Origin of the sequence: Vibrio sp. 1731, assembly GCF_033339955.1 — a bacterium.
In the GTDB taxonomy this organism is placed as follows: domain Bacteria; phylum Pseudomonadota; class Gammaproteobacteria; order Enterobacterales; family Vibrionaceae; genus Vibrio; species Vibrio alginolyticus.
The window spans coordinates 41250-67659 of the sequence record NZ_JAWOVO010000022.1 but is presented as its reverse complement, the minus strand read 5'-3'; the positions used below and the strand labels follow the sequence as shown (position 1 = coordinate 67659).

The 26410-nt window shown below is 46.0% G+C and carries 26 protein-coding genes; 20 read left to right on the top strand and 6 right to left on the bottom strand.

What is annotated here, in order from left to right:
* The first annotated feature begins 82 nt into the window (after window positions 1-82).
* Window positions 83-2167, top strand: a complete 2085-nt coding sequence (locus R7035_RS20540; protein WP_318146246.1) for an alpha-amylase — start codon at window positions 83-85, stop codon at window positions 2165-2167.
* A 229-nt stretch (window positions 2168-2396) separates the two neighbouring features.
* Window positions 2397-3650, top strand: a complete 1254-nt coding sequence (locus tag R7035_RS20535; RefSeq protein WP_318146245.1) for a valine--pyruvate transaminase — start codon at window positions 2397-2399, stop codon at window positions 3648-3650.
* Window positions 3651-3777: 127 nt separating this feature from the next.
* Here R7035_RS20535 and R7035_RS20530 read toward each other — a convergent pair whose 3' ends face one another.
* The 6 genes from R7035_RS20530 to dnaA form a co-directional block, all read right to left on the bottom strand.
* Window positions 3778-4215: an Hsp20 family protein gene (locus R7035_RS20530; RefSeq protein WP_005378857.1), complete on the bottom strand. Its 438-nt coding sequence runs from the start codon at window positions 4213-4215 to the stop codon at window positions 3778-3780.
* Between the two features lie 533 nt (window positions 4216-4748).
* Window positions 4749-5165, bottom strand: coding sequence for a GreA/GreB family elongation factor (locus tag R7035_RS20525; protein WP_017635594.1), 417 nt, complete (start codon window positions 5163-5165; stop codon window positions 4749-4751).
* Between the two features lie 343 nt (window positions 5166-5508).
* On the bottom strand, window positions 5509-7926 hold the full coding sequence (gene gyrB / locus R7035_RS20520; protein ID WP_005378841.1) for a DNA topoisomerase (ATP-hydrolyzing) subunit B: 2418 nt from the start codon (window positions 7924-7926) through the stop codon (window positions 5509-5511).
* A 13-nt stretch (window positions 7927-7939) separates the two neighbouring features.
* A complete protein-coding gene (gene recF, locus R7035_RS20515) occupies window positions 7940-9019 on the bottom strand; it encodes a DNA replication/repair protein RecF (protein ID WP_005378839.1) in 1080 nt (359 codons plus the stop codon).
* Window positions 9020-9028: 9 nt separating this feature from the next.
* A complete protein-coding gene (gene dnaN / locus R7035_RS20510; protein WP_186584578.1) occupies window positions 9029-10129 on the bottom strand; it encodes a DNA polymerase III subunit beta in 1101 nt (366 codons plus the stop codon).
* 63 nt (window positions 10130-10192) lie between these two features.
* Entirely contained in the window at window positions 10193-11599 is a 1407-nt protein-coding gene (gene dnaA, locus R7035_RS20505) for a chromosomal replication initiator protein DnaA (protein WP_005378835.1), read from the bottom strand.
* A gap of 412 nt (window positions 11600-12011) precedes the next feature.
* Here dnaA and R7035_RS20500 point away from each other — a divergent pair, with 412 nt between their 5' ends.
* The 18 genes from R7035_RS20500 (at window position 12012) to atpH (ending at window position 26404) form a co-directional block, all read left to right on the top strand.
* Complete coding sequence (locus R7035_RS20500) at window positions 12012-12758, top strand: amino acid ABC transporter substrate-binding protein (protein ID WP_005378831.1); 747 nt, start codon at window positions 12012-12014, stop codon at window positions 12756-12758.
* Window positions 12759-12872: 114 nt separating this feature from the next.
* A complete protein-coding gene (locus tag R7035_RS20495; RefSeq protein ID WP_005378829.1) occupies window positions 12873-13544 on the top strand; it encodes an amino acid ABC transporter permease in 672 nt (223 codons plus the stop codon).
* Window positions 13541-14278 carry an amino acid ABC transporter ATP-binding protein gene (locus R7035_RS20490; RefSeq protein WP_005378827.1) on the top strand — a complete coding sequence of 246 codons (738 nt, stop codon included), beginning with the start codon at window positions 13541-13543 and terminating at the stop codon, window positions 14276-14278. The genes R7035_RS20495 and R7035_RS20490 overlap by 4 nt, the downstream gene beginning before the upstream one ends.
* Before the next feature lie 242 nt (window positions 14279-14520).
* Complete coding sequence (gene rpmH, locus R7035_RS20485; RefSeq protein WP_005378825.1) at window positions 14521-14655, top strand: 50S ribosomal protein L34; 135 nt, start codon at window positions 14521-14523, stop codon at window positions 14653-14655.
* Between the two features lie 46 nt (window positions 14656-14701).
* Complete coding sequence (gene rnpA / locus R7035_RS20480; RefSeq protein ID WP_005394102.1) at window positions 14702-15025, top strand: ribonuclease P protein component; 324 nt, start codon at window positions 14702-14704, stop codon at window positions 15023-15025.
* Window positions 14992-15249: a membrane protein insertion efficiency factor YidD gene (gene yidD / locus R7035_RS20475; protein WP_005378822.1), complete on the top strand. Its 258-nt coding sequence runs from the start codon at window positions 14992-14994 to the stop codon at window positions 15247-15249. Before rnpA ends, yidD begins: the two co-directional genes overlap by 34 nt.
* 2 nt (window positions 15250-15251) lie before the next feature.
* Window positions 15252-16874 (top strand): membrane protein insertase YidC, encoded by a 1623-nt coding sequence (yidC, locus tag R7035_RS20470; protein WP_005383834.1) that lies wholly within the window; start codon window positions 15252-15254, stop codon window positions 16872-16874.
* A gap of 130 nt (window positions 16875-17004) precedes the next feature.
* Window positions 17005-18366: a tRNA uridine-5-carboxymethylaminomethyl(34) synthesis GTPase MnmE gene (gene mnmE / locus R7035_RS20465; RefSeq protein WP_005383836.1), complete on the top strand. Its 1362-nt coding sequence runs from the start codon at window positions 17005-17007 to the stop codon at window positions 18364-18366.
* A 100-nt stretch (window positions 18367-18466) separates the two neighbouring features.
* A complete protein-coding gene (gene mioC / locus R7035_RS20460; protein ID WP_318146244.1) occupies window positions 18467-18901 on the top strand; it encodes an FMN-binding protein MioC in 435 nt (144 codons plus the stop codon).
* Between the two features lie 477 nt (window positions 18902-19378).
* Complete coding sequence (mnmG, locus tag R7035_RS20455; protein ID WP_318146243.1) at window positions 19379-21274, top strand: tRNA uridine-5-carboxymethylaminomethyl(34) synthesis enzyme MnmG; 1896 nt, start codon at window positions 19379-19381, stop codon at window positions 21272-21274.
* Window positions 21274-21909: a 16S rRNA (guanine(527)-N(7))-methyltransferase RsmG gene (gene rsmG, locus R7035_RS20450; RefSeq protein WP_206225441.1), complete on the top strand. Its 636-nt coding sequence runs from the start codon at window positions 21274-21276 to the stop codon at window positions 21907-21909. Before mnmG ends, rsmG begins: the two co-directional genes overlap by 1 nt.
* A 10-nt stretch (window positions 21910-21919) precedes the next feature.
* Window positions 21920-22693, top strand: coding sequence for a ParA family protein (locus tag R7035_RS20445; protein WP_005383838.1), 774 nt, complete (start codon window positions 21920-21922; stop codon window positions 22691-22693).
* A 24-nt stretch (window positions 22694-22717) separates the two neighbouring features.
* Entirely contained in the window at window positions 22718-23599 is an 882-nt protein-coding gene (locus tag R7035_RS20440; protein WP_005383840.1) for a ParB/RepB/Spo0J family partition protein, read from the top strand.
* 189 nt (window positions 23600-23788) lie between these two features.
* Window positions 23789-24178, top strand: coding sequence for a F0F1 ATP synthase subunit I (locus tag R7035_RS20435; RefSeq protein ID WP_318146242.1), 390 nt, complete (start codon window positions 23789-23791; stop codon window positions 24176-24178).
* A gap of 8 nt (window positions 24179-24186) precedes the next feature.
* On the top strand, window positions 24187-24999 hold the full coding sequence (gene atpB / locus R7035_RS20430) for a F0F1 ATP synthase subunit A (protein WP_005378922.1): 813 nt from the start codon (window positions 24187-24189) through the stop codon (window positions 24997-24999).
* 57 nt (window positions 25000-25056) lie between these two features.
* Window positions 25057-25311 (top strand): F0F1 ATP synthase subunit C, encoded by a 255-nt coding sequence (gene atpE, locus R7035_RS20425; protein WP_002540812.1) that lies wholly within the window; start codon window positions 25057-25059, stop codon window positions 25309-25311.
* 74 nt (window positions 25312-25385) lie between these two features.
* Complete coding sequence (gene atpF / locus R7035_RS20420) at window positions 25386-25856, top strand: F0F1 ATP synthase subunit B (protein WP_005378929.1); 471 nt, start codon at window positions 25386-25388, stop codon at window positions 25854-25856.
* A 14-nt stretch (window positions 25857-25870) separates the two neighbouring features.
* Window positions 25871-26404, top strand: a complete 534-nt coding sequence (gene atpH, locus R7035_RS20415) for a F0F1 ATP synthase subunit delta (RefSeq protein WP_017635596.1) — start codon at window positions 25871-25873, stop codon at window positions 26402-26404.
* The last annotated feature ends 6 nt before the right edge of the window (window positions 26405-26410 follow it).

The window sequence follows — 26410 nt, the reverse complement described above, 5'->3', positions numbered from 1 at the left end:
CGTTTAACTTGTTGGTGTAGAGCTCGGATTGTAGAGGCACAGTTTTGCTATAACTGGACTGTTTATTCGGGGGAAGGACACAATGAAAAAAACAATTCTCGCACTCTCTATCGGTCTGCTGAGCGCCTGCAGCCAGATTCCAGAAAATGCCATCGTATTAAGCGTCGGTGATGACACCGCTGTTTTTGAAGAAAACTCACAAGGCTTACTTGTCGCCGAGCAAAAACTCGAAAAAGGCAGTTACACCTTTACCATTGCTGACAGCAAGCAAAGCTGTGGCAGTAGCTTTGCCCTAGCAGAAGAAAATCGCATCAAGTTCAATCGTCCATTAAAAATGGATAACTGCGCCACTGATGCACAAATGCCGCTGCGCATCTTCAAAGCCAATACCTATCAATTTACGCTCAATCCAACCACCAATGAGCTAACTGTAAAAATCAAACCAAAACAGAGTCAGGACATCACCTACTCTTGCCCTGTCGCAACTGACACGCCAAAAACCATCAATGTTGCTCAAACCTTTAATGATGGCACTGTCGTTCGTGATGCCTTAACCGAACAAGAAGCCACAGTCGCCAATGGCAGCGTCACCATGCAGCCGGGTCCTATGAGTCAAGGTCTGTTGTTACTAGAAGAGGTTGAACAGCAAGCCGATAAACCGTTCAGCTGGGATAACGCGACGGTGTACTTCGTCATGACTGACCGCTTCTACAATGGCAACCCAGACAACGACAACAGCTACGGTCGCAGCAAAGATGGAAAATACGAGATTGGCACCTTCCACGGTGGTGACTTAGCGGGTCTGACGAAAAAACTCGATTACATCGAATCACTTGGTGTCAATGCTATCTGGATAACTTCACCACTGGAACAAATCCACGGCTGGGTTGGCGGCGGCGATAAAGGCGATTTTAAACACTACGGCTACCACGGCTACTATCACCAAGATTGGACCAAGCTTGATGCCAACATGGGTACCGAAGATGAACTCAGAACCTTCGTCGATACTGCCCATAAGAAAGGTATCCGCGTGATTTGGGATGTGGTCATGAACCACACAGGTTATGCGACATTAGCAGACATGCAGGAATTCGGATTTGGTCAGCTTTACCTTGATGACCAAGAAGCCAAAGAAGTCCTTGGTGAAAAATGGACCGACTGGCAGCCAAAATCAGGACAAAGCTGGCACAGCTTTAACGACTACATCAAATACGGTGATAGCGAAGCGTGGGATAAATGGTGGGGCAAAGATTGGATCCGCACTGACATTGGTGACTACGATGCTCCGGGCTACAACGACATCACCATGTCTTTGAACTACCTACCGGATCTCAAAACCGAATCGACTCAGAAAACCGGACTACCAAACTTCTTCCGCAATAAAGACACCAATGCGCAAGATGAGCTACAAACCCCACGTGAACACCTGATTACCTGGTTATCCGATTGGGTACGTGACTACGGCATTGATGGCTTCCGCGTTGACACAGCCAAACACGTTGAAATGGAAGCGTGGGCAGAGCTGAAAGCCAGCACCACTCAAGCGCTAGCTCAATGGAAGCAAAACAACCCGGACAAAGCCTTGGATGATCTACCTTTCTGGATGACGGGTGAAGTATGGGCACACAGCGTAGTGAAGAGCCCGTATTTCGATAACGGCTTCGATTCCATCATTAACTTCGAGTTCCAATCTGATGTGGCACCAAAAGCACTGAAGTGTTTCGCTCAACTTGATAATGATTACCGCCGCTATGCAGAGCGCATCAATAACGATCCTGAGTTCAACGTGTTGAGCTACTTGTCTTCACACGATACACAGCTGTTTTGGTCAGCGCGCAGCCGCAGCTTTGATGACCAAGCACGTGCCGCGAATGCACTGATGCTGGCTCCGGGTGCAGTACAGATCTATTACGGTGATGAGATAGCTCGTGATTTTGGCATTACTGGTTCAGATGCTCACCAAGGCACACGCTCAGATATGCCATGGGATAAGATTCATGGCGAACGTGAAGATCTACTGCAACACTGGCAAAAGTTGGGTGAATTCCGTAAACGCCACCCAGCAGTTGCTCAAGGTAAGCACATCACTCGCAACCAAGAAGGTTACTACGCGTTCGAACGCCAATACCAAGACGATAAGGTGCTGATTGTTTACACCGGTGAGTAAATCACACTCTCTCCACCAGCAAGGGAAGCATAAGCTTCCCTTTTTTATTGCTCTTTTTGCCTTTTTATCTCGTACCTCTGGTCTAATGACACACTTTTTTCTTTTTCGGCTTAATTCACACTTTGCGTTAATTACGCATTGAGGTAAGGTCAAGGATTACTCGATAAGCCGATAAAACATCGGCATAAACATACACAAAGCAATCACAATGAATTAGGTATAAGTCAGCATGCAGTTCTCAAAGTTTGGTGAAAAATTTAATCAGTATTCAGGTATTACGCAGTTAATGGACGATTTGAATGATGGTCTGCGCACACCAGGTGCCATCATGCTCGGTGGAGGTAATCCTGCCGCCATTCCTGCCATGCTCGATTACTTTCACCAAGCCAGTGAGGAAATGCTCGCCAGTGGGGAGCTCGTCGCCGCCCTCGCCAACTACGATGGCCCGCAGGGTAAAGACGCGTTCGTCAAAGCGCTAGCTCAGTTATTCCGTGAAACTTACGGCTGGGATATTTCAGAAAAAAACATCAGCCTAACTAACGGCAGCCAAAGTGGCTTTTTCTACTTGTTCAACTTGTTGGCAGGTAAACAGCCAGATGGTTCGCATAAGAAAGTGCTACTGCCTATCGCACCTGAGTATATCGGTTATGGTGATGCAGGCATTGATGAAGATATCTTTATCTCTTACCACCCAGAAATCGAGCTGTTAGATAACGGTCTGTTTAAATACCACGTCGATTTTGAGCAGCTAACCGTCGACGACTCTGTTGCGGCAATCTGTGCATCTCGTCCAACCAACCCAACGGGTAATGTACTGACAGACGAAGAAGTACGTAAGCTGGACAAGCTAGCACGTGAGAACAACATCCCGCTGATCATCGATAATGCCTACGGTCTACCTTTCCCGAACATCATCTTTGAAGATGTCGAACCGTTCTGGAATGAAAACACCATCCTATGCATGAGCCTATCTAAACTTGGCTTGCCAGGTGTGCGTTGTGGCATTGTGATTGCGAGTGAAGAAATCACTCAAGCGTTAACCAATATGAACGGCATCATCAGCCTAGCGCCGGGCAGTGTTGGTCCAGCGCTGGCAAACCATATAATTGGCAAAGGTGATCTGCTTAAACTGAGTTCAGAGGTGATTAAGCCGTTCTACAAGCAAAAATCACAACGTGCGGTTGAACTGCTCCAACAAGCAATTACCGATGAGCGATTCCGCATCCACAAGCCGGAAGGCGCTATCTTCTTGTGGTTATGGTTTGATGAACTGCCAATCTCAACAATGGAACTGTACCAACGCTTGAAAGCGCGTGGCGTATTGATTGTCCCTGGTGAATATTTCTTTATTGGTCAGCAAGACGAGTGGGATCACGCGCACCAATGCCTGCGTATGAACTACGTTCAAGATGATGAGATGATGCAAAAAGGCATTGCGATTATCGCTGAAGAAGTGGAAAAGGCTTACCGCGAAGGTAAATAGACGGATTGAACTCAGCCGTTCTTCTCTTTGAAATTACGGCTTTGAAATAGCGGATTTGAAACCCCCCAAACTAAAAAGAGCGCCCATACGGCGCTCTTTCTCATTCTATAACCGGGTGGTTAACTGATTAGTTGTTCTCAATCAGGTTGTTACCACCGATAGCAATCTTACGTGGTTGCATGGCTTCAGGGATTTCACGAACTAAATCGATATGAAGCAGACCGTTTTCCATTGATGCACCGACAACTTTTACGTAATCCGCTAGCTGGAATTTACGTTCAAAATCACGTTCTGCAATACCTTGGTAAACATAGTTTTTGCCTTCTTCGGCTTTACGTTCGCCCTTTACAATCAACATGTTTTCGTTTTGAGTCAGATCGAGCTGTTCTTCAGCAAAGCCAGCAACGGCCATAGTAATACGGTAGTTGTGCTCGTCTTTTTGCTCAATGTTGTATGGAGGGTAACCGCCAGAAGTATTTTTCGCTGTATTCGCTTCCATCAGGTTTAGCAGACGATCAAAGCCAATTGCATTACGGTATAGTGGTGAGAAATCTACATTACGCATAAATCTATCCTCTTAATTAAGCAATAGTCTTAGTTCAGATGAGTTTCATCCTACTGGCGTGTTTATGCAAAAACCAACGCCGAACTAAGAGATTCTTATCATTCCACTGGCCTTGGTTTGGCTCGGAGACATGATATTGAATCTAAAGGTTTAAGTTGTGTGCTAAAACGCCATATCCTCTTCTGAGCGATCTCGTTTTAGCGATTTCAGAGGGCTGGTCTTCTAGTCTCTAGCAAGCCAGTCACCCTCTTCGTAACTAGATATAAGGTCGTCAAAAATGACTTTCAAGGGAAAAAATAAAAAATTTTTAAAGCATCCACTATCCCCTTGAACAGCTTAGTTCCTCATCACTTCGCGATCTGTGATAAAAAGCCCGCCGTTCTGGGGGGCTCAATCTACACTTTACTTGCGGGAGGATTTACGCGCTTTTACAACGTCCTTTTCTGCCGCCTTTTCCTGCTTTAGTTTGCGCTTTTCTTTTAGACTCAACTGCGGTTGTTTCTTTTCTTTCTTACTCATGACTTCACCTCTATTTATTGGCACAACAGACAACCACACAGCATTTTCTGAGCTGGTGGCTGCGATTGATGAACAATTTCAGTAATCACAAAGCAGCGTCGCTGATTAAAAATTTCCACTTCGAGCGCATCATTTTTAGCTCGACCTAACAGTCGAGACCCCAAATAAGAATCGACCGCGAGCATACCTGTCATGGGTTGCCCCTTACGCGAGCTGACCAATGTCATGCGATATTGATAGGCGCGTTCAACATCCACTAAGCGAACCGTGTCCCCAACCGCAATACGAGCTCGGTTACGGCAATGGGCTTGTTGCTCGCAGATTTCAAATAGCGATAACAACCTTAGTGGTGATTGATAGGTTAAAAAGCGACTGGTTAACCACCAAGTTCGCAGCGCCAAGCAGTACGCTGAGAACCAGCGTTCAAACATGATTATTTCCTTCTTAATGCCTTGTCTTACAAATAAATTCAGTGCATTGAACCGGAAGTGCATCACTTCCGGCTTAGTTCAGGAAAGTCATCACCATTTTCTTAGTCTCCTTATTCATCAGCTCTTCAGCACTATAGCGAGCAGAAAAAAGAAAGCAAAAACGCTCAAGCGAACAAAATGGCGAGAAAAAAAGAAAACAGAAATAAAATGGCAGGCTTGATCGGGTTGTTGGCAGTTAGTACCAGAAAAACATCCGCTTTAGCAGAAAGTGGCGATTTTAGCTGGTGGTACAACAAAAAAAGCAGCGATTTCTCGCTGCTTTTTACTATCACGAACAGTGTCGTTATACGTCTAGGTTCGCTACTTTCAGTGCGTTCTCTTCGATGAAGTTACGACGAGGCTCTACTTGGTCACCCATTAGCGTCGTGAACAGTTGATCTGCGCCTACCGCATCTTCAATCGTTACCTGCATCATACGACGTGTTTCTGGGTCCATGGTGGTTTCCCAAAGTTGGTCTGGGTTCATCTCACCTAGACCTTTGTAGCGCTGACGGCTTAATCCACGCATTGACTCTTTCACTAACCAGTCAAGCGCTTCTGCAAAGTTTGCCACTGGCATAGTACGCTCACCACGTTTGATGTACGCGCCTTCTTCCAGAAGTCCATCAAGTGCTTCTGATAGATCGGCCAACTTGCCGTACTCTTTCGAGTTTAGGAAGTCGATGCTAATTGCATGTTCGTGCGTCACGCCGTGAGTACGAACCACAATCTTAGGCAAGTTTAAGCCTAGCTCTTCGTGCTGCTCAACTTCGTAGCTGTACTGGCTTGCACCCACTTCTTTCGCATTCAGCTGTTCAATAAGCTGCTTCGTCCAAGCTTCCACAACTGATGCGTCATGGCATTGCTCTGGCGTTAGGCGAGGAGTGTAAATCAACTCGTTTACCAAAGCACTTGGGTAACGACGGCTCATACGTTCCGCCAGTTTAATACCCGCATTGTACTGTTGAACAAGCTTCTCTAGTGCTTCACCTGCCAATGCTGGTGCTTCTGCGTTTACGTGTAGCGATGCGTTGTCCAGAGCCAATGATACTTGGTATTGGTTCATCGCTTCTTCATCTTTGATGTACTGCTCTTGTTTGCCTTTTTTCACTTTGTATAGTGGTGGCTGAGCGATGTACACATAGCCACGCTCGATAAGCTCTGGCATTTGACGGTAGAAGAAGGTCAACAGTAGCGTACGGATGTGCGAACCATCGACATCGGCATCGGTCATGATGATGATGTTGTGGTAACGAAGCTTGTCCGGGTTGTACTCGTCACGACCGATACCACAACCAAGTGCAGTGATCAGCGTTGCTACTTCTTGCGAAGACAGCATCTTGTCGAAACGCGCTTTTTCTACGTTAAGAATCTTACCTTTTAGCGGTAGGATTGCTTGGTTCTTACGGTTACGGCCTTGTTTTGCGGAGCCGCCTGCCGAATCACCCTCCACTATGTATAGTTCAGAGAGTGCCGGATCTTTTTCCTGACAGTCTGCAAGTTTACCTGGAAGGCCAGCTAGGTCTAGTGCACCTTTACGGCGCGTCATTTCACGAGCTTTACGCGCTGCTTCACGAGCACGTGCTGCATCGATGATTTTCGAACAAACCATCTTCGCTTCTGTCGGGTTCTCAATCAGAAACTCAGACAGTTTTTCACCCATTGCAGACTCAACAGCTGATTTCACTTCAGAAGAAACCAGTTTGTCTTTTGTTTGGCTTGAGAACTTAGGATCAGGCACTTTCACCGAAACAACCGCAGTTAGACCTTCACGCGCATCGTCGCCTGAAGTCGCTGTTTTCGCTTTCTTCGAGAAACCTTCTTTATCCATAAAGCTGTTCAATGTACGTGTTAGCGCAGCACGGAAACCAGCAAGGTGAGTACCACCATCACGCTGTGGGATATTGTTGGTAAAGCAGAAGATGTTCTCTTGGAAACCATCGTTCCATTGCATCGCCACTTCAACTGAAATGCCGTCTTCACGCTCAGAGTTAAAGTGGAAGATTTTTTCGATGATTGGCGTTTTGTTGGTGTTTAGGTGATCAACGAACGCTTGAATACCACCTTCATACATGAAGTGATCATGTTTGTCCGCTTCACGTTCATCAACCAATTTGATCGACACACCAGAGTTCAGGAATGACAGTTCACGCAGGCGTTTCGCCAGAATGTCATAGTGGAACTCAGTGTTAGAGAACGTTTCGGCACTTGGCCAGAAACGAATTTGTGTACCGGTTTTATCCGTATCACCCACAACGGCTAGTGGCGCTTGAGGCTCACCATGGCGGTAGGTTTGCGTATGGATATGGCCACCACGATGAATCGTTAGCTCAACTTTCTCTGATAGTGCGTTTACTACTGAAACACCTACCCCGTGAAGACCACCCGATACTTTGTATGAGTTATCGTCGAACTTACCACCCGCGTGAAGAACCGTCATGATTACTTCTGCTGCAGAGACATTTTCCTCTGAGTGGATTTCTGTTGGAATGCCACGACCATCATCGCTAACGGAAACCGAGTTATCCTCATGAATTGTCACAACGATGTCTTTACAGTGACCTGCCAACGCTTCATCAATTGAGTTATCCACCACCTCGAAAACCATGTGGTGAAGGCCGGTGCCGTCGTCCGTATCGCCGATGTACATTCCTGGACGCTTACGTACCGCATCCAGACCCTTCAGTACCTTAATACTCGATGAATCGTAATTTTCAGACATGAGTTTCTCTCTTCTAGTTTGACTCTATCCTGCCATGTTCCACATGAAACAATTTACCGTTATCGTCCAACATATCGGCGATTTGGCTTTCAGTGATAGAGCTTACAAATACTTGTGCGCCCGTCTCTTTTAAGCAGTCAGCAAGACGCTTGCGACGTTGGCTATCTAATTCCGACGCGAAGTCATCAATTAGGTAAATGCATTGTTTACCGGCCATCTCTGTCAGGTGTTGCCCTTGCGCTACACGCAATGCACACACCATGAGTTTTAATTGACCGCGTGACAGAACATCTTCAACGGGCGTTCCGTTCACTTTAATGCGCAAATCAGCTTTGTTTGGGCCACTAAAGGTGTATCCCAATGCCTGATCACGCTCAAAATTCTTTTCTAGTATCTCGTGGTATGGAGTGTCTTTATCCCAGCCACGATAATACTTCAATTGGATCTCAAATTCTGGCAAAAATGTCTGACAGATAGTTTCTGCGACGGTTTTCATCTGCTCGATGTAACTTGCTCGCCATTGGCTGATGTTTTCAGCCAACCCTGCCATTTCCTGATCCCAATAACTGAGCTCACGATAACTATTGGCGGTTTTCAACAACGCGTTGCGCTGCTTGTTCAGGCGCTTGAACCTTCCCCATGCTTGATAAAAAGCGGGCTCGGTATGAAACACGCCCCAATCAATAAACGCACGACGATGTTTAGGGCCATCTGTCAGTAAATCAAACCCTTCTGGGTGTATCAACTGCAGAGGCAGAACTTGTGCCAACTGCGCTAATTTTTGTCCAGATTGACCGCCTATTTTAACCTCTGTTGAGCCATCACGCTGCTTATTAATGCCGATAGGTAGCTCAAATTGATCCGAGTTCAAAAAACGACCATGAACAAACAGTTCGTCACACTCATTTTGTATCACTCGTCCGGTGAGAGAGCTCTTGAATGAGCGGCCATGCCCGAGCAGATAAACCGCTTCTAAGACACTGGTTTTACCGCTGCCGTTCGGCCCGATAAGAAAGTTAAAGCCTGCTGATAACTCAATATCACAGGCTTTAATGTTTCGAAACTGCTGAATGATGAGACGAGAAAGAGGCATTCAGTTGGCTTATAGACGAATTGGCATCACCACGTACATGGCACTGTCATCGTCGGCATTTTCAATCAACGCGCTAGCGTTAGCATCCGACATCGACACACGTACATTTTCACAACGCAACGTGTTCAGAACATCAAGCACATAGCTTACGTTAAAGCCGATTTCGATGGCGTCACCTTCAAAGCTTACATCAAGCATCTCTTCCGCTTCTTCTTGTTCTGGGTTATTCGCAGTTATGCGCATTTCAGTATCAGCCAGATTCACACGCACGCCACGGAATTTTTCGTTGGAAAGAATCGCAGCACGAGAGAAGGCTTGGCGCAACTCGTCACAACTGGCTATTAGTGTCTTATTGGTACTCTGAGGCAATACACGGCGGTAGTCAGGGAAACGACCATCAACCAACTTAGAGGTAAAAGTAAAGTTATTCACCTCAGCACGAACATTGGAGCTACCGATCTGAAGTACGACAGGCTGCTCTGGCGCATCCATCAACTTTACTAATTCTTGCACACCTTTGCGTGGCACGATGATTTGCTTCTGCGCAAAGTCCGCACCTAGCTGAGTTTGCGATACCGCCATACGGTGGCCGTCCGTCGCCACGCTGCGTAGCGTGGTGCCGTCAATTTCAAACAACATGCCGTTGAGGTAGTAACGAACGTCTTGATTCGCCATCGAGAACTGAGTTTTGTCGATCAGCGTACGTAAATCAGCTTGGCTCAGTGATACTTCCACTTCGCTTTGCCAGTCTTCAATATTAGGGAAATCGTTCGCAGGAAGCGTTGCCAATGAGAAACGGCTGCGACCAGAGCGAACTTGTACGCGATCACCTTCTAATACAAATGTGATGATCGCATCGTCCGGTAAACCACGGCAGATATCGAGAAACTTACGCGAAGGAACGGTAATGCTGCCCGCTTCAAAATCACCTTCTAGCATCACTTTGCTTACTAACTCTACTTCAAGATCGGTTGCCGTCATCGACAATACGTTCTCTTCTACTTTAAGAAGTAGGTTACCCAGGATTGGCAGAGTTGGTCGGCCACCTAAAGCGCCCGAAACCTGCTGTAGCGGTTTGATTAAATGACTACGTTCAATGGTAAATTTCATGCTTGGCTCTTTACGCTGTCAGCTCAATAAATGATTTGCTTAGAATACCGTTATTCTAACCGATTACGAAGACAGGGTGCGAATCAAGTTAGAGTAATCTTCTTTAATGTCGTGGCTCTCTTCACGCAGCTGCTCAATCTTGCGACAAGCATGAAGTACGGTCGTATGATCGCGGCCCCCAAACGCATCGCCAATTTCAGGCAAACTGTGGTTGGTTAGCTCTTTTGCTAACGCCATAGCCAGCTGACGAGGACGCGCTACAGAACGAGAACGACGCTTAGACAGCAAGTCCGCTACTTTAATCTTGTAGTATTCCGCCACTGTCTTTTGAATGTTATCGATTGTCACAAGCTTCTCTTGTAGAGCAAGCAGATCGCGCAGCGCTTCACGAACAAAATCAATCGTAATTGGACGGCCAGTAAAGTTCGCGTTCGCAATAACACGGTTCAGTGCACCTTCTAGCTCACGAACGTTCGAACGCAGACGCTTGGCAATGAAGAATGCCACTTCATCAGCAAGGTGGATTTGGTGATCTTCAGCTTTTTTCATCAAGATCGCCACACGCGTTTCAAGCTCAGGCGGCTCGATCGCAACAGTAAGACCCCAACCAAAGCGAGATTTAAGACGATCTTCAACGCCATTAATTTCTTTAGGATAACGGTCAGACGTTAGAATGATCTGCTGATTACCTTCCAATAGTGCGTTGAAGGTATGGAAGAATTCTTCTTGTGAACGTTCTTTATTAGCAAAGAATTGGATGTCATCGATAAGGAGCGCATCCACGCTGCGGTAGTAGCGTTTGAATTCTTCAATCGCATTGTTTTGCAGCGCTTTCACCATGTCTTGCACAAAACGTTCTGAGTGCATGTAGACCACTTTTGCGTTCGGGTTGTTATCCACAATCGCGTTACCCACCGCATGCAATAAGTGGGTTTTACCCAAACCCGTGCCGCCGTATAGGAATAGTGGGTTGTAAGCTGCACCTGGGTTATCCGATACCTGACGCGCCGCAGCCAAACCCAGTTGGTTCGACTTACCTTCAACAAAGTTATCGAACTTGTGTTTTGGGTTCATGTTTGAGCGGTGATTGATAGCCGCAATCGCTTGAGCGTCGTCATCCCAGGTTTTGTGTACTGGCTTACGCGCCTGTAATTGCGCAGGTGCAGATGACTCGGCAGCCACATCTGCAGGCGTACGTGTCGGCGCTGGTTTTGGTGCAGAGACAGGTCGGCTCCCCACTTCAAAACGTAAGTTAGGAATATCGCCACCGCAGTATTCCTGCAGTAAGCGAGTAATATTGTTCAGATACTTATCACGCACCCAGTCCAACACAAAGCGGTTTGGCGCGAATAGAGTGAGAGTATTGTCATTGAGCTCCGCTTGTAGCGGACGAACCCACATGCTGAATTCTGTAGCTGGTAGCTCTTCTTGAAGCTGCTGCAAACATTGCAGCCAAAGCGAAGATGACACGGTGCCCCCACTGAGTAATTGAATTATCGGAAAAGACTGGCAATTTTACCTGTTGATAACCAAGATCGCCAGCGATTGATCGACGATCCAGTGAATAAGATCCAAGTTATTCACAATTATTTCTGCAAACTTGATGAGATCAACACACCTTGCCCCAAATTTGCCCACACAACGATCCACAATTGGGCAAAATTCACAAGATCGAGCGATTGGTGATAAGTCTGTGTATTATTTTATTCCCAATGCTGATTTTGTCGATCATTTCGCTAGGTTCAGTTCGCATTTTCGTCACATTTAACATTCTTCTTCTATTATCTAATAACTCACAGGTCTAGGTTATTGCTCTTGGTTATTTATTTAATTGAGCTAACTAACAGTAGTATTTCCAACCATAAAATTATGGAGATGTATTATGAAAAACTGGATTAAGGTTGCCGTTGCAGCCATTGCACTGTCGGCAGCAACCGTACAAGCCGCTACTGAAGTCAAAGTTGGTATGTCAGGTCGCTACTTCCCGTTTACTTTTGTAAAGCAAGACAAGCTACAAGGCTTTGAAGTCGACATGTGGGATGAAATCGGTAAACGTAACGATTACAAAATCGAATACGTAACAGCCAACTTCTCTGGTTTATTTGGTCTTTTAGAAACTGGTCGTATCGATACGATCTCCAACCAAATCACCATGACTGACGAGCGTAAAGCTAAATACCTATTTGCTGACCCTTACGTTGTAGATGGCGCACAAATTACCGTGCGTAAAGGCAACGACAGCATCAAAGGTGTTGACGATCTTGCGGGCAAGACCGTTGCGGTGAACCTAGGCTCTAACTTTGAGCAACTGCTGCGTCAATACGACAAAGACGGCAAGATCAACATTAAAACGTACGACACAGGTATCGAACATGACGTGGCGCTCGGTCGTGCAGACGCGTTTGTAATGGATCGTCTTTCTGCGTTAGAGCTGATTAAGAAAACTGGCCTTCCTCTGGAATTGGCAGGCGAACCGTTTGAGACCATTCAAAACGCATGGCCTTTCGTTGACAACGAGAAAGGTCGTAAGCTGCAAGAAGAAGTAAACAAAGCACTGGCTGAGATGCGCGCAGATGGTACAGTAGAGAAAATTTCCGTGAAGTGGTTTGGCGCTGACATCACGAAATAAGAACTCTTTGTACTTTAGGCCGCAAAGTGGTATCACTCTCGGACTAAAATAAACTTACGTAAAGGTGGAACTTGTTTTCCACCTTTTCTTTTCTCTAGCCTTTAGGTAAGCCGTATGGGATTTGACTTTAATTACATGTTGGAACTGCTGCCGATATTGCTGAAATATCTTGGCACAACCATGGAAATGGCGACATGGGGATTGGTGTTTTCGCTGATTTTATCCGTCATTTTAGCCAATATTCGCGTATTTAAACTGCCAGTTCTGGATCAATTAAGCCAACTGTACATCAGCTTCTTCCGTGGCACCCCACTGTTGGTTCAGCTTTTCCTGCTCTATTACGGCTTACCGCAAATTTTTCCATTGATGGTCGGTATCGACGCCTTTTCAGCAGCGGTTATCGGTTTAACGCTGCACTTTGCCGCTTATATGGCGGAAAGTATTCGTGCCGCCATTATTGGCATTGATCGCAGCCAAATGGAAGCGAGCTTATCGGTCGGTATGACGACATCCCAAGCAATGCGCCGAGTGATTTTACCTCAAGCAACGCGTGTCGCACTGCCTTCATTGATGAACTATTTCATCGATATGATCAAGTCAACGTCTCTTGCTTTCACGCTTGGTGTGGCCGAAATCATGGCGAAAGCACAGATGGAAGCCTCATCAAGTTTCCGTTTCTTTGAAGCTTTCCTTGCGGTTGCTCTTATTTACTGGGGCGTGGTGGTGATTCTGACTCGCGTACAAATCTGGGCAGAAGCAAAACTGAATAAGGCGTACGTACGATGATTAAGTTAGAAAATATTCACAAACGTTTTGGTGAGACTGAAGTGCTGAAAGGCATCGACCTCGATATTAAGCAAGGTGAGATCATCGTGATTATCGGCTCAAGTGGTACGGGTAAATCAACCTTGCTGCGTACGGTGAACTTTCTAGAACAAGCAGATGAAGGTCGTATCACGATAGATGACATCTCCGTTGATACTCAAAAACACACTAAAGCCGAAGTATTAGCGCTGCGTCGTCGAACTGGCTTTGTGTTCCAAAACTATGCCCTGTTTGCCCACATGAATGCGCGCCAGAACATTGCCGAAGGTCTAGTGACCGTTCGAGGCTGGAAAAAAGCCGATGCTCTCAAACGAGCGCAACAAATTCTGGATGACATCGGCCTTGGGGATAAAGGCGATAGTTATCCAGCGGCATTGTCTGGCGGCCAACAACAACGTGTGGGTATCGGCCGAGCGATGGCGCTGCAACCAGAACTGCTGTTGTTTGACGAACCAACTTCTGCGCTGGATCCTGAATGGGTCGGTGAAGTTCTCTCATTAATGAAGAAGTTAGCTAATCAGCATCAAACCATGCTGGTGGTGACGCACGAGATGCAATTCGCGAAAGAAGTCGCTGATAGAGTGATCTTCATGGCGGAAGGCAATATCGTTGAGCAAGGTTCTCCACAGGATATCTTCGATAATCCACAAGATCCTCGTTTGAAAAAATTCCTTAACCAAGTAGGAATAGAGTAACGATCAAGCATCAGGATCGATTGATCCTTGAGATTTTACTCACACTACGTATAATCGCCCGGCCGGAATTTCGTACTCATTGAGTCATTGACACATTATGTGAGTGTGATTACAATTCCGCCTCTTTGTTGAGAGGCGTCGGTTGTCCTTCTCTATATAAAGAGCTTCTTTATATAAGAAAGCAAATACCCACGCCGGGTTTAACAAGAACCTAAAACTACTGATCAGTAAAGGTAATTATCATGAAACGCACTTTTCAACCTACAGTTCTAAAGCGCAAGCGTACTCACGGCTTCCGTGCTCGCATGGCAACTAAGAACGGTCGTAAAGTTATCAACGCACGTCGTGCAAAAGGCCGTGCGCGCCTATCAAAATAATCGCTAGTTTATTTTGAACACGTACGCGTTTAATCGGGAGTTACGTTTGTTAACTCCCGAGCATTATCAAAACGTCTTCCAGCAAGCTCATCGAGCTGGCTCGCCTCATTTCACCATCATTGCTCGCAATAACAAACTTTCTCACCCACGATTAGGTTTAGCGGTTCCCAAAAAGCAAATCAAAACGGCTGTCGGTCGTAACCGATTTAAGCGTTTGGCTCGTGAAAGCTTTCGTAACAATCAACATCAGCTTCCAAACAAAGATTTTGTTGTGATTGCGAAGAAAAGCGCGCAAGATTTAAGCAATGAGGAAATTTTTAAGTTGTTTGATAAGCTATGGCAACGCCTGTCTCGCCCTTCACGTGGATAGCCATTGGGCTCGTTTATCTGTATCGCTGGTTTATCAGCCCTTTGATTGGTCCTCGTTGCCGGTTCACACCAACCTGTTCCACTTACGCGCTAGAAGCTTTGAGAGCTCACGGTTTTGTAAAAGGATGTTGGTTATCAGGCAAACGTCTATTAAAATGCCACCCTTTGAATGAAGGGGGGTATGACCCCGTTCCACCAGTCCAAAAACAAGACAGAGATAACTAACGATGGATTCTCAACGTAATATCCTGCTCATCGGTTTGGCCCTGGTTTCTTTTTTGCTGTTTCAACAATGGCAAGTTGCAAAGAATCCAGAACCTCAAGCAGTTGAACAGGCTCAATCAAGCAGCACTCTACCTGCACCATCTTTTGCTGATGAACTTGACCCAGTTCCTGGTCAACAGCAAGCTTCTGCAAAAACTATCACAGTAACGACTGATGTTTTAACTCTGTCGATCGACACCGTTGGTGGCGATGTGGTACATGCCAACCTTAACGAATACTCTGCTGAGTTAGATTCATCAGATTCCTTTGTTCTGCTTAAAGACGCTCAAGGTCACCAATTTATCGCTCAAAGCGGTCTAGTGGGCCCTCAAGGTATCGACTTGAGCAGCACAAATCGCCCTCACTACAACGTAAGTGCAGACAGCTTCACAATGGCTGACGGTCAAGATGAACTTCGCGTTCCGATGACATTCACTGCAAACGGTATCGAATACACCAAAACTTACATCTTTAAACGCGGCAGCTACGCGCTTAATGTTGAATACGATGTAGTGAACAACTCAGGCAACAACGCAACATTTGGTATGTACGCTCACCTACGTCAAAACCTAATGGACGATGGTGGTAGCATCACAATGCCTACTTACCGTGGTGGCGCATACTCAACAGAAGATACGCGTTACAAGAAGTACAGCTTTGATGATATGCAGGATCGCAACCTGTCTCTTAACCTAGCCGATGGCCAAGGTTGGGCAGCAATGATTCAGCACTACTTTGCCGCAGCTTGGATCCCACGTAACGAACCAGGTACTAACCTATACACTCGTGTAATTGGCAACCTCGGCGACATCGGCGTTCGTATGCCGAACAAAACTATCGCAACAGGCGATCAGGCTAAGTTTGAAGCAACACTTTGGGTTGGTCCAAAACTGCAAGATGAAATGGCAGAAGTGGCACCTAACCTAGACCTAGTAGTGGACTACGGCTGGTTATGGTTCATTGCGAAGCCTCTTCATATGTTGCTTTCATTCATCCAGAGCTTTGTTGGCAACTGGGGTGTGGCAATCATCTGTCTGACCTTCATCGTTCGTGGTGCAATGTACCCACTAACAAAAGCGCAATACACGTCTATGGCGAAAATGCGTATGCTTCAGCCTAAGCTGCAAGCTATGCGTGAGCGCATCGGTGATGACCGTCAGCGCATGAGCCAAGAAATGATGGAACTGTACAAGAAAGAGAAAGTGAACCCACTAGGTGGCTGTTTACCTCTTATCCTACAGATGCCTATTTTCATCGCACTATACTGGGCACTAATGGAATCGGTTGAGCTACGTCACTCTCCATTCTTCGGTTGGATTCATGACCTTTCAGCGCAGGACCCTTACTACATCCTGCCGCTACTGATGGGTGCGTCTATGTTCCTAATCCAGAAGATGAGCCCGACAACAGTAACGGATCCAATGCAGCAGAAGATCATGACCTTTATGCCGGTTATGTTTACCTTCTTCTTCTTGTTCTTCCCATCAGGTCTCGTTCTGTACTGGTTGGTGTCGAACATCGTAACGCTTATCCAGCAAACTCTGATCTACAAAGGATTAGAGAAAAAAGGCTTACACAGCAAGTAACCTTTTAGGAAATGATTGAGAAAGGCGGCCAAAAGGTCGCCTTTTTGTTTTTGGCTGATTACAATTCAGCTAATTAATTGTGATGGCTCCCTAGGTATCTTCCCTATAGCCCAGCTCAAAAGGCAAAATTATGACTACAGATACGATTGTCGCTCAAGCGACCGCGCCTGGTCGTGGCGGTGTCGGTATTATTCGAGTTTCTGGCCCTAAAGCCAACCAAGTGGCGTTAGAAGTCACTGGCAAAACACTAAAGCCCCGCTACGCAGAGTACCTGCCGTTTAAGTCAGAAGATGGCACTGTGCTTGATCAGGGCATCGCACTGTACTTCCCTAACCCACACTCATTTACCGGTGAAGACGTACTTGAGCTGCAAGGCCATGGCGGCCCTGTCGTGATGGATATGCTGATAAAACGCATTCTAGGTATAGATGGTATTCGAGCTGCTCGCCCTGGTGAGTTCTCTGAACGCGCATTTCTGAACGATAAACTCGACCTCGCTCAAGCCGAGGCGATCGCAGACCTCATTGATGCCAGTTCTGAAGAAGCAGCAAAATCGGCACTGCAATCCTTACAGGGCGCATTTTCAGGCCGCATTAATACCTTAGTTGAGTCGCTGATTCATTTGCGTATCTATGTTGAAGCAGCCATCGACTTCCCTGAAGAAGAGATCGACTTTTTGGCCGACGGTAAAGTGGCTGGTGACCTACAAGCCATCATCGACAACCTAGATGCGGTGCGCAAAGAAGCTAACCAAGGCGCTATTATGCGTGAAGGGATGAAAGTCGTGATTGCGGGTCGTCCAAATGCGGGCAAATCAAGCCTACTGAACGCGCTATCGGGTAAAGAATCTGCAATCGTAACCGACATCGCAGGAACCACGCGTGATGTACTGCGTGAGCATATCCATATTGATGGCATGCCACTACACATCATTGATACAGCAGGTTTGCGTGATGCTTCCGATGAAGTAGAGAAAATCGGTATCGAACGCGCGTGGGATGAAATAGCCCAAGCAGACCGCGTGTTGTTCATGGTGGATGGCACGACAACCGATGCCACCGATCCGAAAGATATCTGGCCAGATTTTGTGGATCGCCTACCAGACAACATTGGCATAACTGTGATCCGTAATAAAGCGGATCAAACGGGTGAAGATATGGGGATCTGCCACGTCAATAACCCTACTCTTATCCGTTTGTCAGCGAAGACTGGTGCAGGGGTTGAAGCTCTGCGCGATCATCTCAAGGAGTGTATGGGCTTCTCTGGCAACAGTGAAGGTGGGTTTATGGCTCGTCGTCGTCATCTCGATGCATTAGAACGTGCCGCACAGCACCTTCAAATAGGCCAGGAGCAGCTTGAAGGCTATATGGCAGGTGAAATATTGGCTGAAGAGCTACGTATCACCCAACAACATCTCAATGAGATTACCGGTGAGTTCAGTTCTGACGACTTACTGGGACGAATCTTCTCTTCATTCTGTATCGGGAAGTAAATAATCGAACGCGCGGTGCTGAGCTTAACTCACACCGCGTTTCTTTTTGTACGGCAAGCCATCCATGAGCTTTAGCCGTCGCATTCAATAAGGAAGTAGTATGATCCACATTATTACAGGCAGCACGTTAGGTGGCGCAGAATACGTAGGGGATCACCTGAGTGATCTACTCAACGAGAATGGATTTGAAACAACGATCCACAACCAGCCTTCCCTCAGTGATATCGAAAATCAAGGTACGTGGTTGGTGATCACCTCTACACATGGAGCTGGTGAGTATCCTGATAATATCCAACCTTTTATCGCAGCATTACAAAATACACCGCCAAAAATGACTGATGTAAAATTTGCGGTGATTGCGATTGGTGACTCTAGCTACGATACGTTCTGTGCCGCTGGTCAACACGCTTATGATTTATTAGAGGATATTGGTGCAACCCCTCTCACAGATTGCTTTAAAATCGATGTACTGAGCCATGATGTGCCAGAAGACGCCGCAGAGATGTGGTTAAAAGAGAATATCGAACGTTTTTAAACTCACGACTTTCCCTTCAACAGAGTCGAAATTCGGCTCTGTTTTCTCCCATGTGAATAACTCCCACCAAATTATTTTGTTTAACCGCTCAAAAACTAACCAAACAGACTGTGGATAACTACAATAAGATCCAGTGATTTTCCTTTAGTTATCCCAATAACAACTTTGATCAATTTTACCTCCTGTGTATAACTACCACTTTTGATCCCAGGTAATCCTCGATCTGATCCAATCATGATCACAAGATATGATCCAAAGAAGATCCATGATCTTGTTGATCATTTTTAGGTTATCCACAGAAACGGTCGATCCTAATAGTAGATCTAATAAAAGATCATATATATAGATCTTATATATATTTATCTTGAAGCTTAAAACGGATAAAACGAGAAAACGTTTTTCTCTCTGGCATAAAGCAGGTAAAATACGGCTCCTTTATCTGTCCATTAAATCCCTTTGAATACCTGAGGTCAGTTCATGCTTTATCACGAAAACTTTGACGTCATTGTTGTCGGTGGCGGACACGCAGGAACGGAAGCCGCGCTCGCATCTGCACGCACAGGACAAAAAACGCTTCTCCTTACCCATAACATCGATACATTAGGCCAGATGTCTTGTAATCCGGCGATCGGTGGTATTGGTAAAGGTCACTTAGTAAAAGAAGTAGATGCTATGGGCGGTTTGATGGCTGAAGCCATCGACCATGCAGGTATTCAGTTTCGTACACTAAATGCCTCCAAAGGTCCTGCAGTACGAGCAACTCGAGCTCAAGCCGATCGCGCTCTGTACAAAGCGTACGTTCGTAATGCATTAGAAAATGCGCCTAACTTAACGTTGTTCCAGCAGTCAGTTGATGATCTGATTGTTGAACAAGATCGCGCAGTTGGTGTGGTAACTCAAATGGGACTTCGCTTCCATGCGAAAGCCGTTGTGCTAACCGTGGGTACCTTCCTTGGTGGTAAGATCCACATAGGTATGGAAAGCTCGTCTGGTGGTCGTGCCGGGGATCCACCATCGATCGCATTAGCGGATCGACTGCGTGAACTGCCGTTCCGTGTGGATCGTTTAAAAACAGGTACTCCACCGCGCATTGATGCTCGTACAGTTGATTTTTCAGTGCTAGAAGCTCAGCACGGTGATAACCCAACGCCTGTATTCTCGTTCATGGGCAAACGTGAACAGCATCCGCGTCAGATTCCATGTTTCATTACCCACACCAATGAACAAACTCACGATGTGATCCGTAGTAACTTGGGTCGCAGTCCAATGTACGCAGGTGTGATTGAAGGTATTGGTCCTCGTTACTGTCCGTCTATTGAAGACAAAGTGATGCGTTTCGCTGACAAAAACAGCCACCAAATCTTCATTGAGCCAGAAGGCCTAACCACGCACGAGTTATACCCTAATGGTATCTCGACCAGCTTGCCATTTGATGTGCAAGTACAAATCGTGCGCTCAATGAAAGGGTTTGAAAATGCACACATCGTTCGCCCAGGTTATGCGATTGAATACGATTTCTTCGATCCACGTGATTTGAAGCAAACGTACGAGACGAAGTTCATCCATGGTTTGTTCTTTGCTGGCCAGATTAATGGTACGACTGGCTACGAAGAAGCCGCAGCGCAAGGCTTGATGGCGGGCCTAAACGCAAGCTTGTTTAGCCAAGACAAAGAAGGCTGGAGCCCACGTCGTGACCAAGCTTACATGGGCGTGTTGATTGATGACTTATCGACCATGGGTACCAAAGAGCCGTACCGCATGTTCACTTCTCGTGCGGAATACCGCCTGCTACTTCGTGAAGATAATGCCGATTTGCGTTTAACGGAAAAAGCGCGCGAGCTAGGCTTGATTGATGATGTTCGTTGGGCTCGCTTTAACGAGAAAATCAACAATATGGAAACGGAGCGTCAGCGTTTGAAAGCAACGTGGATGAATCCGAAGTCAGAGGGTGTTGATGAGTTGAACAAGCTGCTGAAAACCCCAATGGCCCGTGAAGCGAGTGGTGAGGATCTTCTGCGTCGTCCAGAGATCACTTATTCGCAACTGACGCAACTTGAAGCGTTTGCTCCTGCTCTTGAAGATCAGCAAGCGGCTGAGCAAGTTGAAATTCAAGTGAAATACGATGGTTACATCAAGCGTCAGCAGGAAGAGATCGAAAAATCACTGCGTCACGAAAATACCAAGTTACCTGCTGATTTGGATTACCGCGATGTAAAAGGTTTATCAAACGAAGTCGTTGCTAAACTGAGCGAGGCCAAACCAGAGAGCATCGGTATTGCATCACGCATTTCTGGTATTACGCCTGCTGCAATTTCTATTCTACTTGTTCACTTGAAAAAGCATGGTTTGCTGAAGAAAGGTGAGGAAGAATAATGAGCGCATTGCGAACAAAGCTGGATTCACTGATCGCGAAAACAGATTTGGAAGTGTCAGAACAGCAACGAGAGCAGTTAGTTGGTTATGTCGAACTGCTCGACAAATGGAACAAAGCGTACAATTTAACATCGGTACGTGATCCGCTTGATATGTTAGTGAAACATATTCTTGATAGTATCGTTGTAAGCGCACACCTGCCCGGTGAGCGCTTCATTGATGTTGGTACTGGTCCGGGGTTACCGGGCATCCCTTTGGCAATCATGAACCCTGAGAAAACCTTCTTTTTGCTCGACAGTCTTGGCAAACGCATCCGTTTTATCAAGCAAGTTGTGCACACATTAGGGCTGAAAAACGTGACACCAATTCAAAGTCGTGTCGAAGAATTCCAACCTGAAGAAAAATTTGATGGCGTTTTGAGTCGAGCTTTTGCTTCAATGATAGACATGGTGGAATGGTGCCACCATTTGCCGAAACAAGAGCACGGGGTGTTTCTAGCGCTGAAAGGACAGCACCCTAAAGATGAAATGGATCAGCTTCCTGAATGGTGCAGTGTGACAGAGATCATATCTTTGGCTGTTCCTGAGTTGGAAGGTGATCGTCATCTAGTAATCTTATCGCGCAAGGGAAATTAGCGAGGTAATCGTGGGTAAAATTGTAGCAATCGCCAACCAGAAAGGTGGGGTCGGCAAAACAACAACGTGCATTAACTTAGCGGCTTCGATGGCGGCAACAAAGCGCAAGGTTTTGGTGATCGATCTCGACCCGCAAGGCAATGCTACGATGGCCAGTGGCGTGGATAAGTATATGGTCGACGCCACCGCATACGATCTTTTGGTCGAAGATACACCGTTCGATCAAGTCGTTTGTACCCAAACAACAGGGAAGTATGATTTGATCGCGGCGAACGGCGACGTCACCGCGGCAGAAATCAAATTGATGGAAGTTTTCGCTCGTGAAGTGCGTCTAAAAAATGCATTGTCCTCAGTTCGCGATAACTATGATTTCATCTTTATTGATTGTCCTCCTTCTCTAAACCTTCTTACAATCAATGCGATGGCGGCAGCTGACTCTGTGCTGGTGCCGATGCAATGTGAATACTTTGCGTTAGAAGGTTTAACTGCTCTTATGGATACAATCAGCAAGTTAGCGGCTGTTGTGAATGAAAACCTCAAAATCGAAGGTTTATTGCGTACCATGTACGACCCACGCAACCGCTTATCGAATGAAGTATCCGATCAACTTAAAAAACACTTTGGCAATAAAGTTTACCGTACTGTCATTCCGCGTAATGTTCGTTTGGCTGAAGCGCCAAGTCACGGTAAGCCTGCAATGTACTACGATAAGTACTCCGCAGGTGCCAAAGCGTATCTTGCTCTAGCGGGCGAAATGCTCCGCCGCGAAGAAATCCCAGTTTAACTCTAACCTAAGGAATTCAATCCCATGTCTAAGCGTGGTCTCGGAAAAGGACTAGATGCGTTATTGTCGACCAGTTCGTTTGCTCGTGAAAAACAGCATATTGCATCGCATAGCCAAGAATTATCGGCAGACGGTGAGTTAACCGATTTAGCGATTGGTCAATTGCAGCCGGGCGTATACCAACCGCGTAAAGATATGGCGCCTGAAGCGCTAGAAGAACTAGCGGCTTCGATTCAATCACAAGGCATTATTCAACCAATCGTGGTTCGCCAGGTCGAAAATGGTCAGTTTGAGATCATCGCAGGTGAGCGCCGCTGGCGTGCTGCAAGGCAGGCGGGTTTAAAACGCGTGCCGTGTTTGGTGAAAAAAGTTGAAGATCGTGCCGCCATCGCCATGGCGTTGATTGAAAACATTCAACGTGAAGACTTGAATGTGATTGAGGAAGCCCAAGCGCTTGAGCGTCTACAAGATGAATTCACGCTGACACATCAGCAAGTGGCCGATGTGATTGGTAAATCAAGAACGACGGTGAGTAACCTATTACGTCTGAATCAGTTGGAAGTTGATGTAAAAGGTCTGGTTGCAGATAAAAAATTGGAAATGGGTCATGCTCGAGCTCTGTTAGCGTTAGAAGGCGAACAGCAAGTCGAAGTAGCTCAACAAGTGGCTAAGAAGCAAATGACTGTTCGCCAAACCGAACAGTTAGTAAAAAAGTGCTTAGCCCCACAAAATGAGCAAAAAGGGCAACAAGAGGATACCGAAGCCGAGCAAATGTCGCATAAATTGAGTCAGCTGCTTGATGCAAAAGTTTCTCTTACCCGTTCTGCAAACGGAAAAGCGAAATTGACGATAAGTCTTGATGAGCCTCACAAATTGGACCAACTAATTGCCAAGCTTGAGGCCTAGATGAGATAATTGATTTAGGTCAATTAATCTAATTAATCGAATTTTGTGCGAAAGTTGTCGTTTTGTAAACAAAACTGTAAGTTTTTGATGCAATCGAATTGCTTTACGTTGAACTGAACGTATAATTTTCGCCAATTTCCCAGCACAGAGAGTTAAGTGCGAAGTGGATATTACTAGAGGTACGAATACATGGTAGCTGCGTTAGCTAGACCAGGACGAGAGCTCGCAAGGCAATTGTTAATGATCCAGTTTGGCGCGGTTATTTTTGTGGCAGCAGGAATGGCGGTAGCCATAAATCCTGACTGGGGATTTTCAGCGCTGATTGGCGGAGGCATTTTTGTTGTTGCCAATGCAGTATTCGCGCTGTGTGCTTTCATGTTTAGTGGAGCTCGCGCTGCCAAGCGCATCGCTGCTTCCTTCTATACGGGTGAAGTACTGAAAATTCTCATCACGGTTGCACAGTTCTATGTTGCCTACATGTATATGCAGGTGGAACTTGTTCCCCTCAAACTAACCTATTTGCTGGTACTAGGTATTAATATCTGTGCACCAGTGCTATTCATTAACAACAAAAAATAGGATGAGTTATGGCTGCGCCAGGTGAAGCGCTAACATCGTCCGGTTACATTGCCCACCACCTTTCTAACCTATCGCTATACAAGTTGGGTTTAGTAGGGTCGGAGACAAGTTTCTGGAACGTACATATCGATAGCCTGTTTTTTTCTTGGTTTACTGGTTTAATTTTCCTCGGAATTTTTTACAAAGTAGCAAAGAGAACAACAGCGGGTGTACCGGGTAAGCTTCAGTGTGCTGTAGAAATGATCGTTGAATTTGTCGCCGATAACGTCAAAGACACGTTCCATGGACGCAACCCACTGATCGCGCCTTTAGCACTGACTATCTTTTGTTGGGTATTTTTGATGAACGTGATGGACTTAGTTCCTATCGACTTCTTACCATACCCAGCAGAGCATTGGCTAGGTATTCCTTACCTTAAGGTTGTACCGTCTGCTGATGTGAATATCACCATGGCTATGGCTCTAGGCGTTTTTGCATTGATGATTTACTACAGCATCAAAGTAAAAGGTCTAGGTGGATTCGCAAAAGAACTTGCACTACATCCATTCAATCACCCACTGATGATTCCGTTTAACCTACTAATTGAAGTGGTATCGCTATTAGCGAAACCTCTATCACTTGGTATGCGTCTATTCGGTAACATGTTCGCGGGTGAGGTTGTATTCATTCTTTGTGCGGCAATGCTACCATGGTACTTACAATGGATGGGTTCACTACCGTGGGCAATCTTCCATATCTTGGTTATTACGATTCAAGCCTTCGTATTCATGATGTTGACAATTGTTTACCTGTCAATGGCACACGAAGATCCTGATCATTAATTTTTTTAAAGCTTTTTATTTGGGCACTAAGCCAACAACTATAAATTGGAGATAGTAATGGAAACTTTACTGAGCTTTTCTGCAATCGCCGTAGGTATTATCGTCGGTCTTGCTTCTCTTGGTACAGCGATTGGTTTCGCACTGCTAGGTGGTAAATTCCTAGAAGGTGCTGCACGTCAACCAGAAATGGCTCCTATGCTACAAGTTAAGATGTTCATCATCGCGGGTCTACTTGATGCGGTTCCAATGATCGGTATCGTAATCGCGCTACTATTCACTTTCGCAAACCCATTCGTTGGTCAACTAGGTTAATCACCTTTAACTCGGGACGGGCGATTATCGCTTGTCACTGATTAACACTAAGTCCAAATAGAGGGGTAGCTGTTGTGAACATAAACGCAACTCTGCTAGGTCAAGCAATCTCGTTCGCACTATTTGTGTGGTTCTGCATGAAGTATGTATGGCCACCATTGATGCAAGCGATCGAAGAGCGTCAGAAGAAAATTGCTGATGGTCTTCAAGCAGCAGAACGTGCTGCGAAAGACTTGGATCTAGCACAAGCCAACGCTTCTGATCAATTGAAAGAAGCGAAGCGCACAGCAACTGAGATCATCGAACAAGCGAACAAGCGTAAGTCTCAAATTCTTGATGAAGCTCGCGAGGAAGCTCAGGCAGAACGCCAGAAAATCCTAGCGCAAGCAGAAGCAGAACTTGAAGCTGAACGCAATCGTGCACGCGATGAGCTGCGCAAACAAGTTGCTACTCTGGCTGTAGCTGGTGCTGAGAAAATCCTTGAGCGTTCTATCGATAAAGATGCGCAAAAAGATATTCTCGACAACATTACTGCAAAACTTTAAGTCTGGGGGCGCATATGTCTGATTTGACTACTATCGCACGCCCCTATGCTAAAGCAGCCTTCGACTTTGCTTTAGAGAAAGACCAGTTGGACCAATGGGGCCAAATGTTATCTTTTGCTGCTGAAGTGGCCAAAAACGAACAAATGAACGAACTACTAACGGGTTCGGTTTCTGCTGACAAAATGGCAGAAATTTTTGTTGCAGTTTGCGGCGAACAAGTTGATGCGCACGGTCAAAACCTTTTGAAGGTAATGGCTGAGAATGGTCGTTTAGCGGCCCTTCCTGATGTTTGCACGGAGTTTTTTACTCTGAAAAAAGAACATGAGAAAGAAATTGATGTTGAAGTAATTTCAGCAACAGAGCTTTCTGATGAACAACTTGCAAACATTGGCAGCAAACTTGAAAAGCGTCTTGAACGCAAAGTGAAGCTGAATTGCAGTGTAGATGAGACCCTACTTGGTGGGGTTATTATTCGAGCCGGAGACCTAGTCATCGATGACTCAGCGCGTGGTCGTTTGAACCGCCTGAGCGATGCATTGCAGTCTTAATGGGGA

Bases quoted from the DNA above. Each gene is read 5' to 3' on its own strand.
- mioC (WP_318146244.1), top strand. From the start codon at position 18,467: ATGATCCACATTATTACAGGCAGCACGTTAGGTGGCGCAGAATACGTA.
- gyrB (WP_005378841.1), bottom strand. From the start codon at position 7,926: ATGTCTGAAAATTACGATTCATCGAGTATTAAGGTACTGAAGGGTCTG.
- R7035_RS20525 (WP_017635594.1), bottom strand. From the start codon at position 5,165: ATGTTTGAACGCTGGTTCTCAGCGTACTGCTTGGCGCTGCGAACTTGG.
- mnmG (WP_318146243.1), top strand. From the start codon at position 19,379: ATGCTTTATCACGAAAACTTTGACGTCATTGTTGTCGGTGGCGGACAC.
- rsmG (WP_206225441.1), top strand. From the start codon at position 21,274: ATGAGCGCATTGCGAACAAAGCTGGATTCACTGATCGCGAAAACAGAT.
- R7035_RS20535 (WP_318146245.1), top strand. From the start codon at position 2,397: ATGCAGTTCTCAAAGTTTGGTGAAAAATTTAATCAGTATTCAGGTATT.
- yidD (WP_005378822.1), top strand. From the start codon at position 14,992: ATGGCAACGCCTGTCTCGCCCTTCACGTGGATAGCCATTGGGCTCGTT.
- yidC (WP_005383834.1), top strand. From the start codon at position 15,252: ATGGATTCTCAACGTAATATCCTGCTCATCGGTTTGGCCCTGGTTTCT.
- atpB (WP_005378922.1), top strand. From the start codon at position 24,187: ATGGCTGCGCCAGGTGAAGCGCTAACATCGTCCGGTTACATTGCCCAC.
- R7035_RS20495 (WP_005378829.1), top strand. From the start codon at position 12,873: ATGGGATTTGACTTTAATTACATGTTGGAACTGCTGCCGATATTGCTG.
- R7035_RS20440 (WP_005383840.1), top strand. From the start codon at position 22,718: ATGTCTAAGCGTGGTCTCGGAAAAGGACTAGATGCGTTATTGTCGACC.
- rpmH (WP_005378825.1), top strand. From the start codon at position 14,521: ATGAAACGCACTTTTCAACCTACAGTTCTAAAGCGCAAGCGTACTCAC.
- R7035_RS20540 (WP_318146246.1), top strand. From the start codon at position 83: ATGAAAAAAACAATTCTCGCACTCTCTATCGGTCTGCTGAGCGCCTGC.
- mnmE (WP_005383836.1), top strand. From the start codon at position 17,005: ATGACTACAGATACGATTGTCGCTCAAGCGACCGCGCCTGGTCGTGGC.
- dnaN (WP_186584578.1), bottom strand. From the start codon at position 10,129: ATGAAATTTACCATTGAACGTAGTCATTTAATCAAACCGCTACAGCAG.
- recF (WP_005378839.1), bottom strand. From the start codon at position 9,019: ATGCCTCTTTCTCGTCTCATCATTCAGCAGTTTCGAAACATTAAAGCC.
- atpH (WP_017635596.1), top strand. From the start codon at position 25,871: ATGTCTGATTTGACTACTATCGCACGCCCCTATGCTAAAGCAGCCTTC.
- atpE (WP_002540812.1), top strand. From the start codon at position 25,057: ATGGAAACTTTACTGAGCTTTTCTGCAATCGCCGTAGGTATTATCGTC.
- R7035_RS20530 (WP_005378857.1), bottom strand. From the start codon at position 4,215: ATGCGTAATGTAGATTTCTCACCACTATACCGTAATGCAATTGGCTTT.
- R7035_RS20490 (WP_005378827.1), top strand. From the start codon at position 13,541: ATGATTAAGTTAGAAAATATTCACAAACGTTTTGGTGAGACTGAAGTG.
- R7035_RS20500 (WP_005378831.1), top strand. From the start codon at position 12,012: ATGAAAAACTGGATTAAGGTTGCCGTTGCAGCCATTGCACTGTCGGCA.
- R7035_RS20435 (WP_318146242.1), top strand. From the start codon at position 23,789: ATGGTAGCTGCGTTAGCTAGACCAGGACGAGAGCTCGCAAGGCAATTG.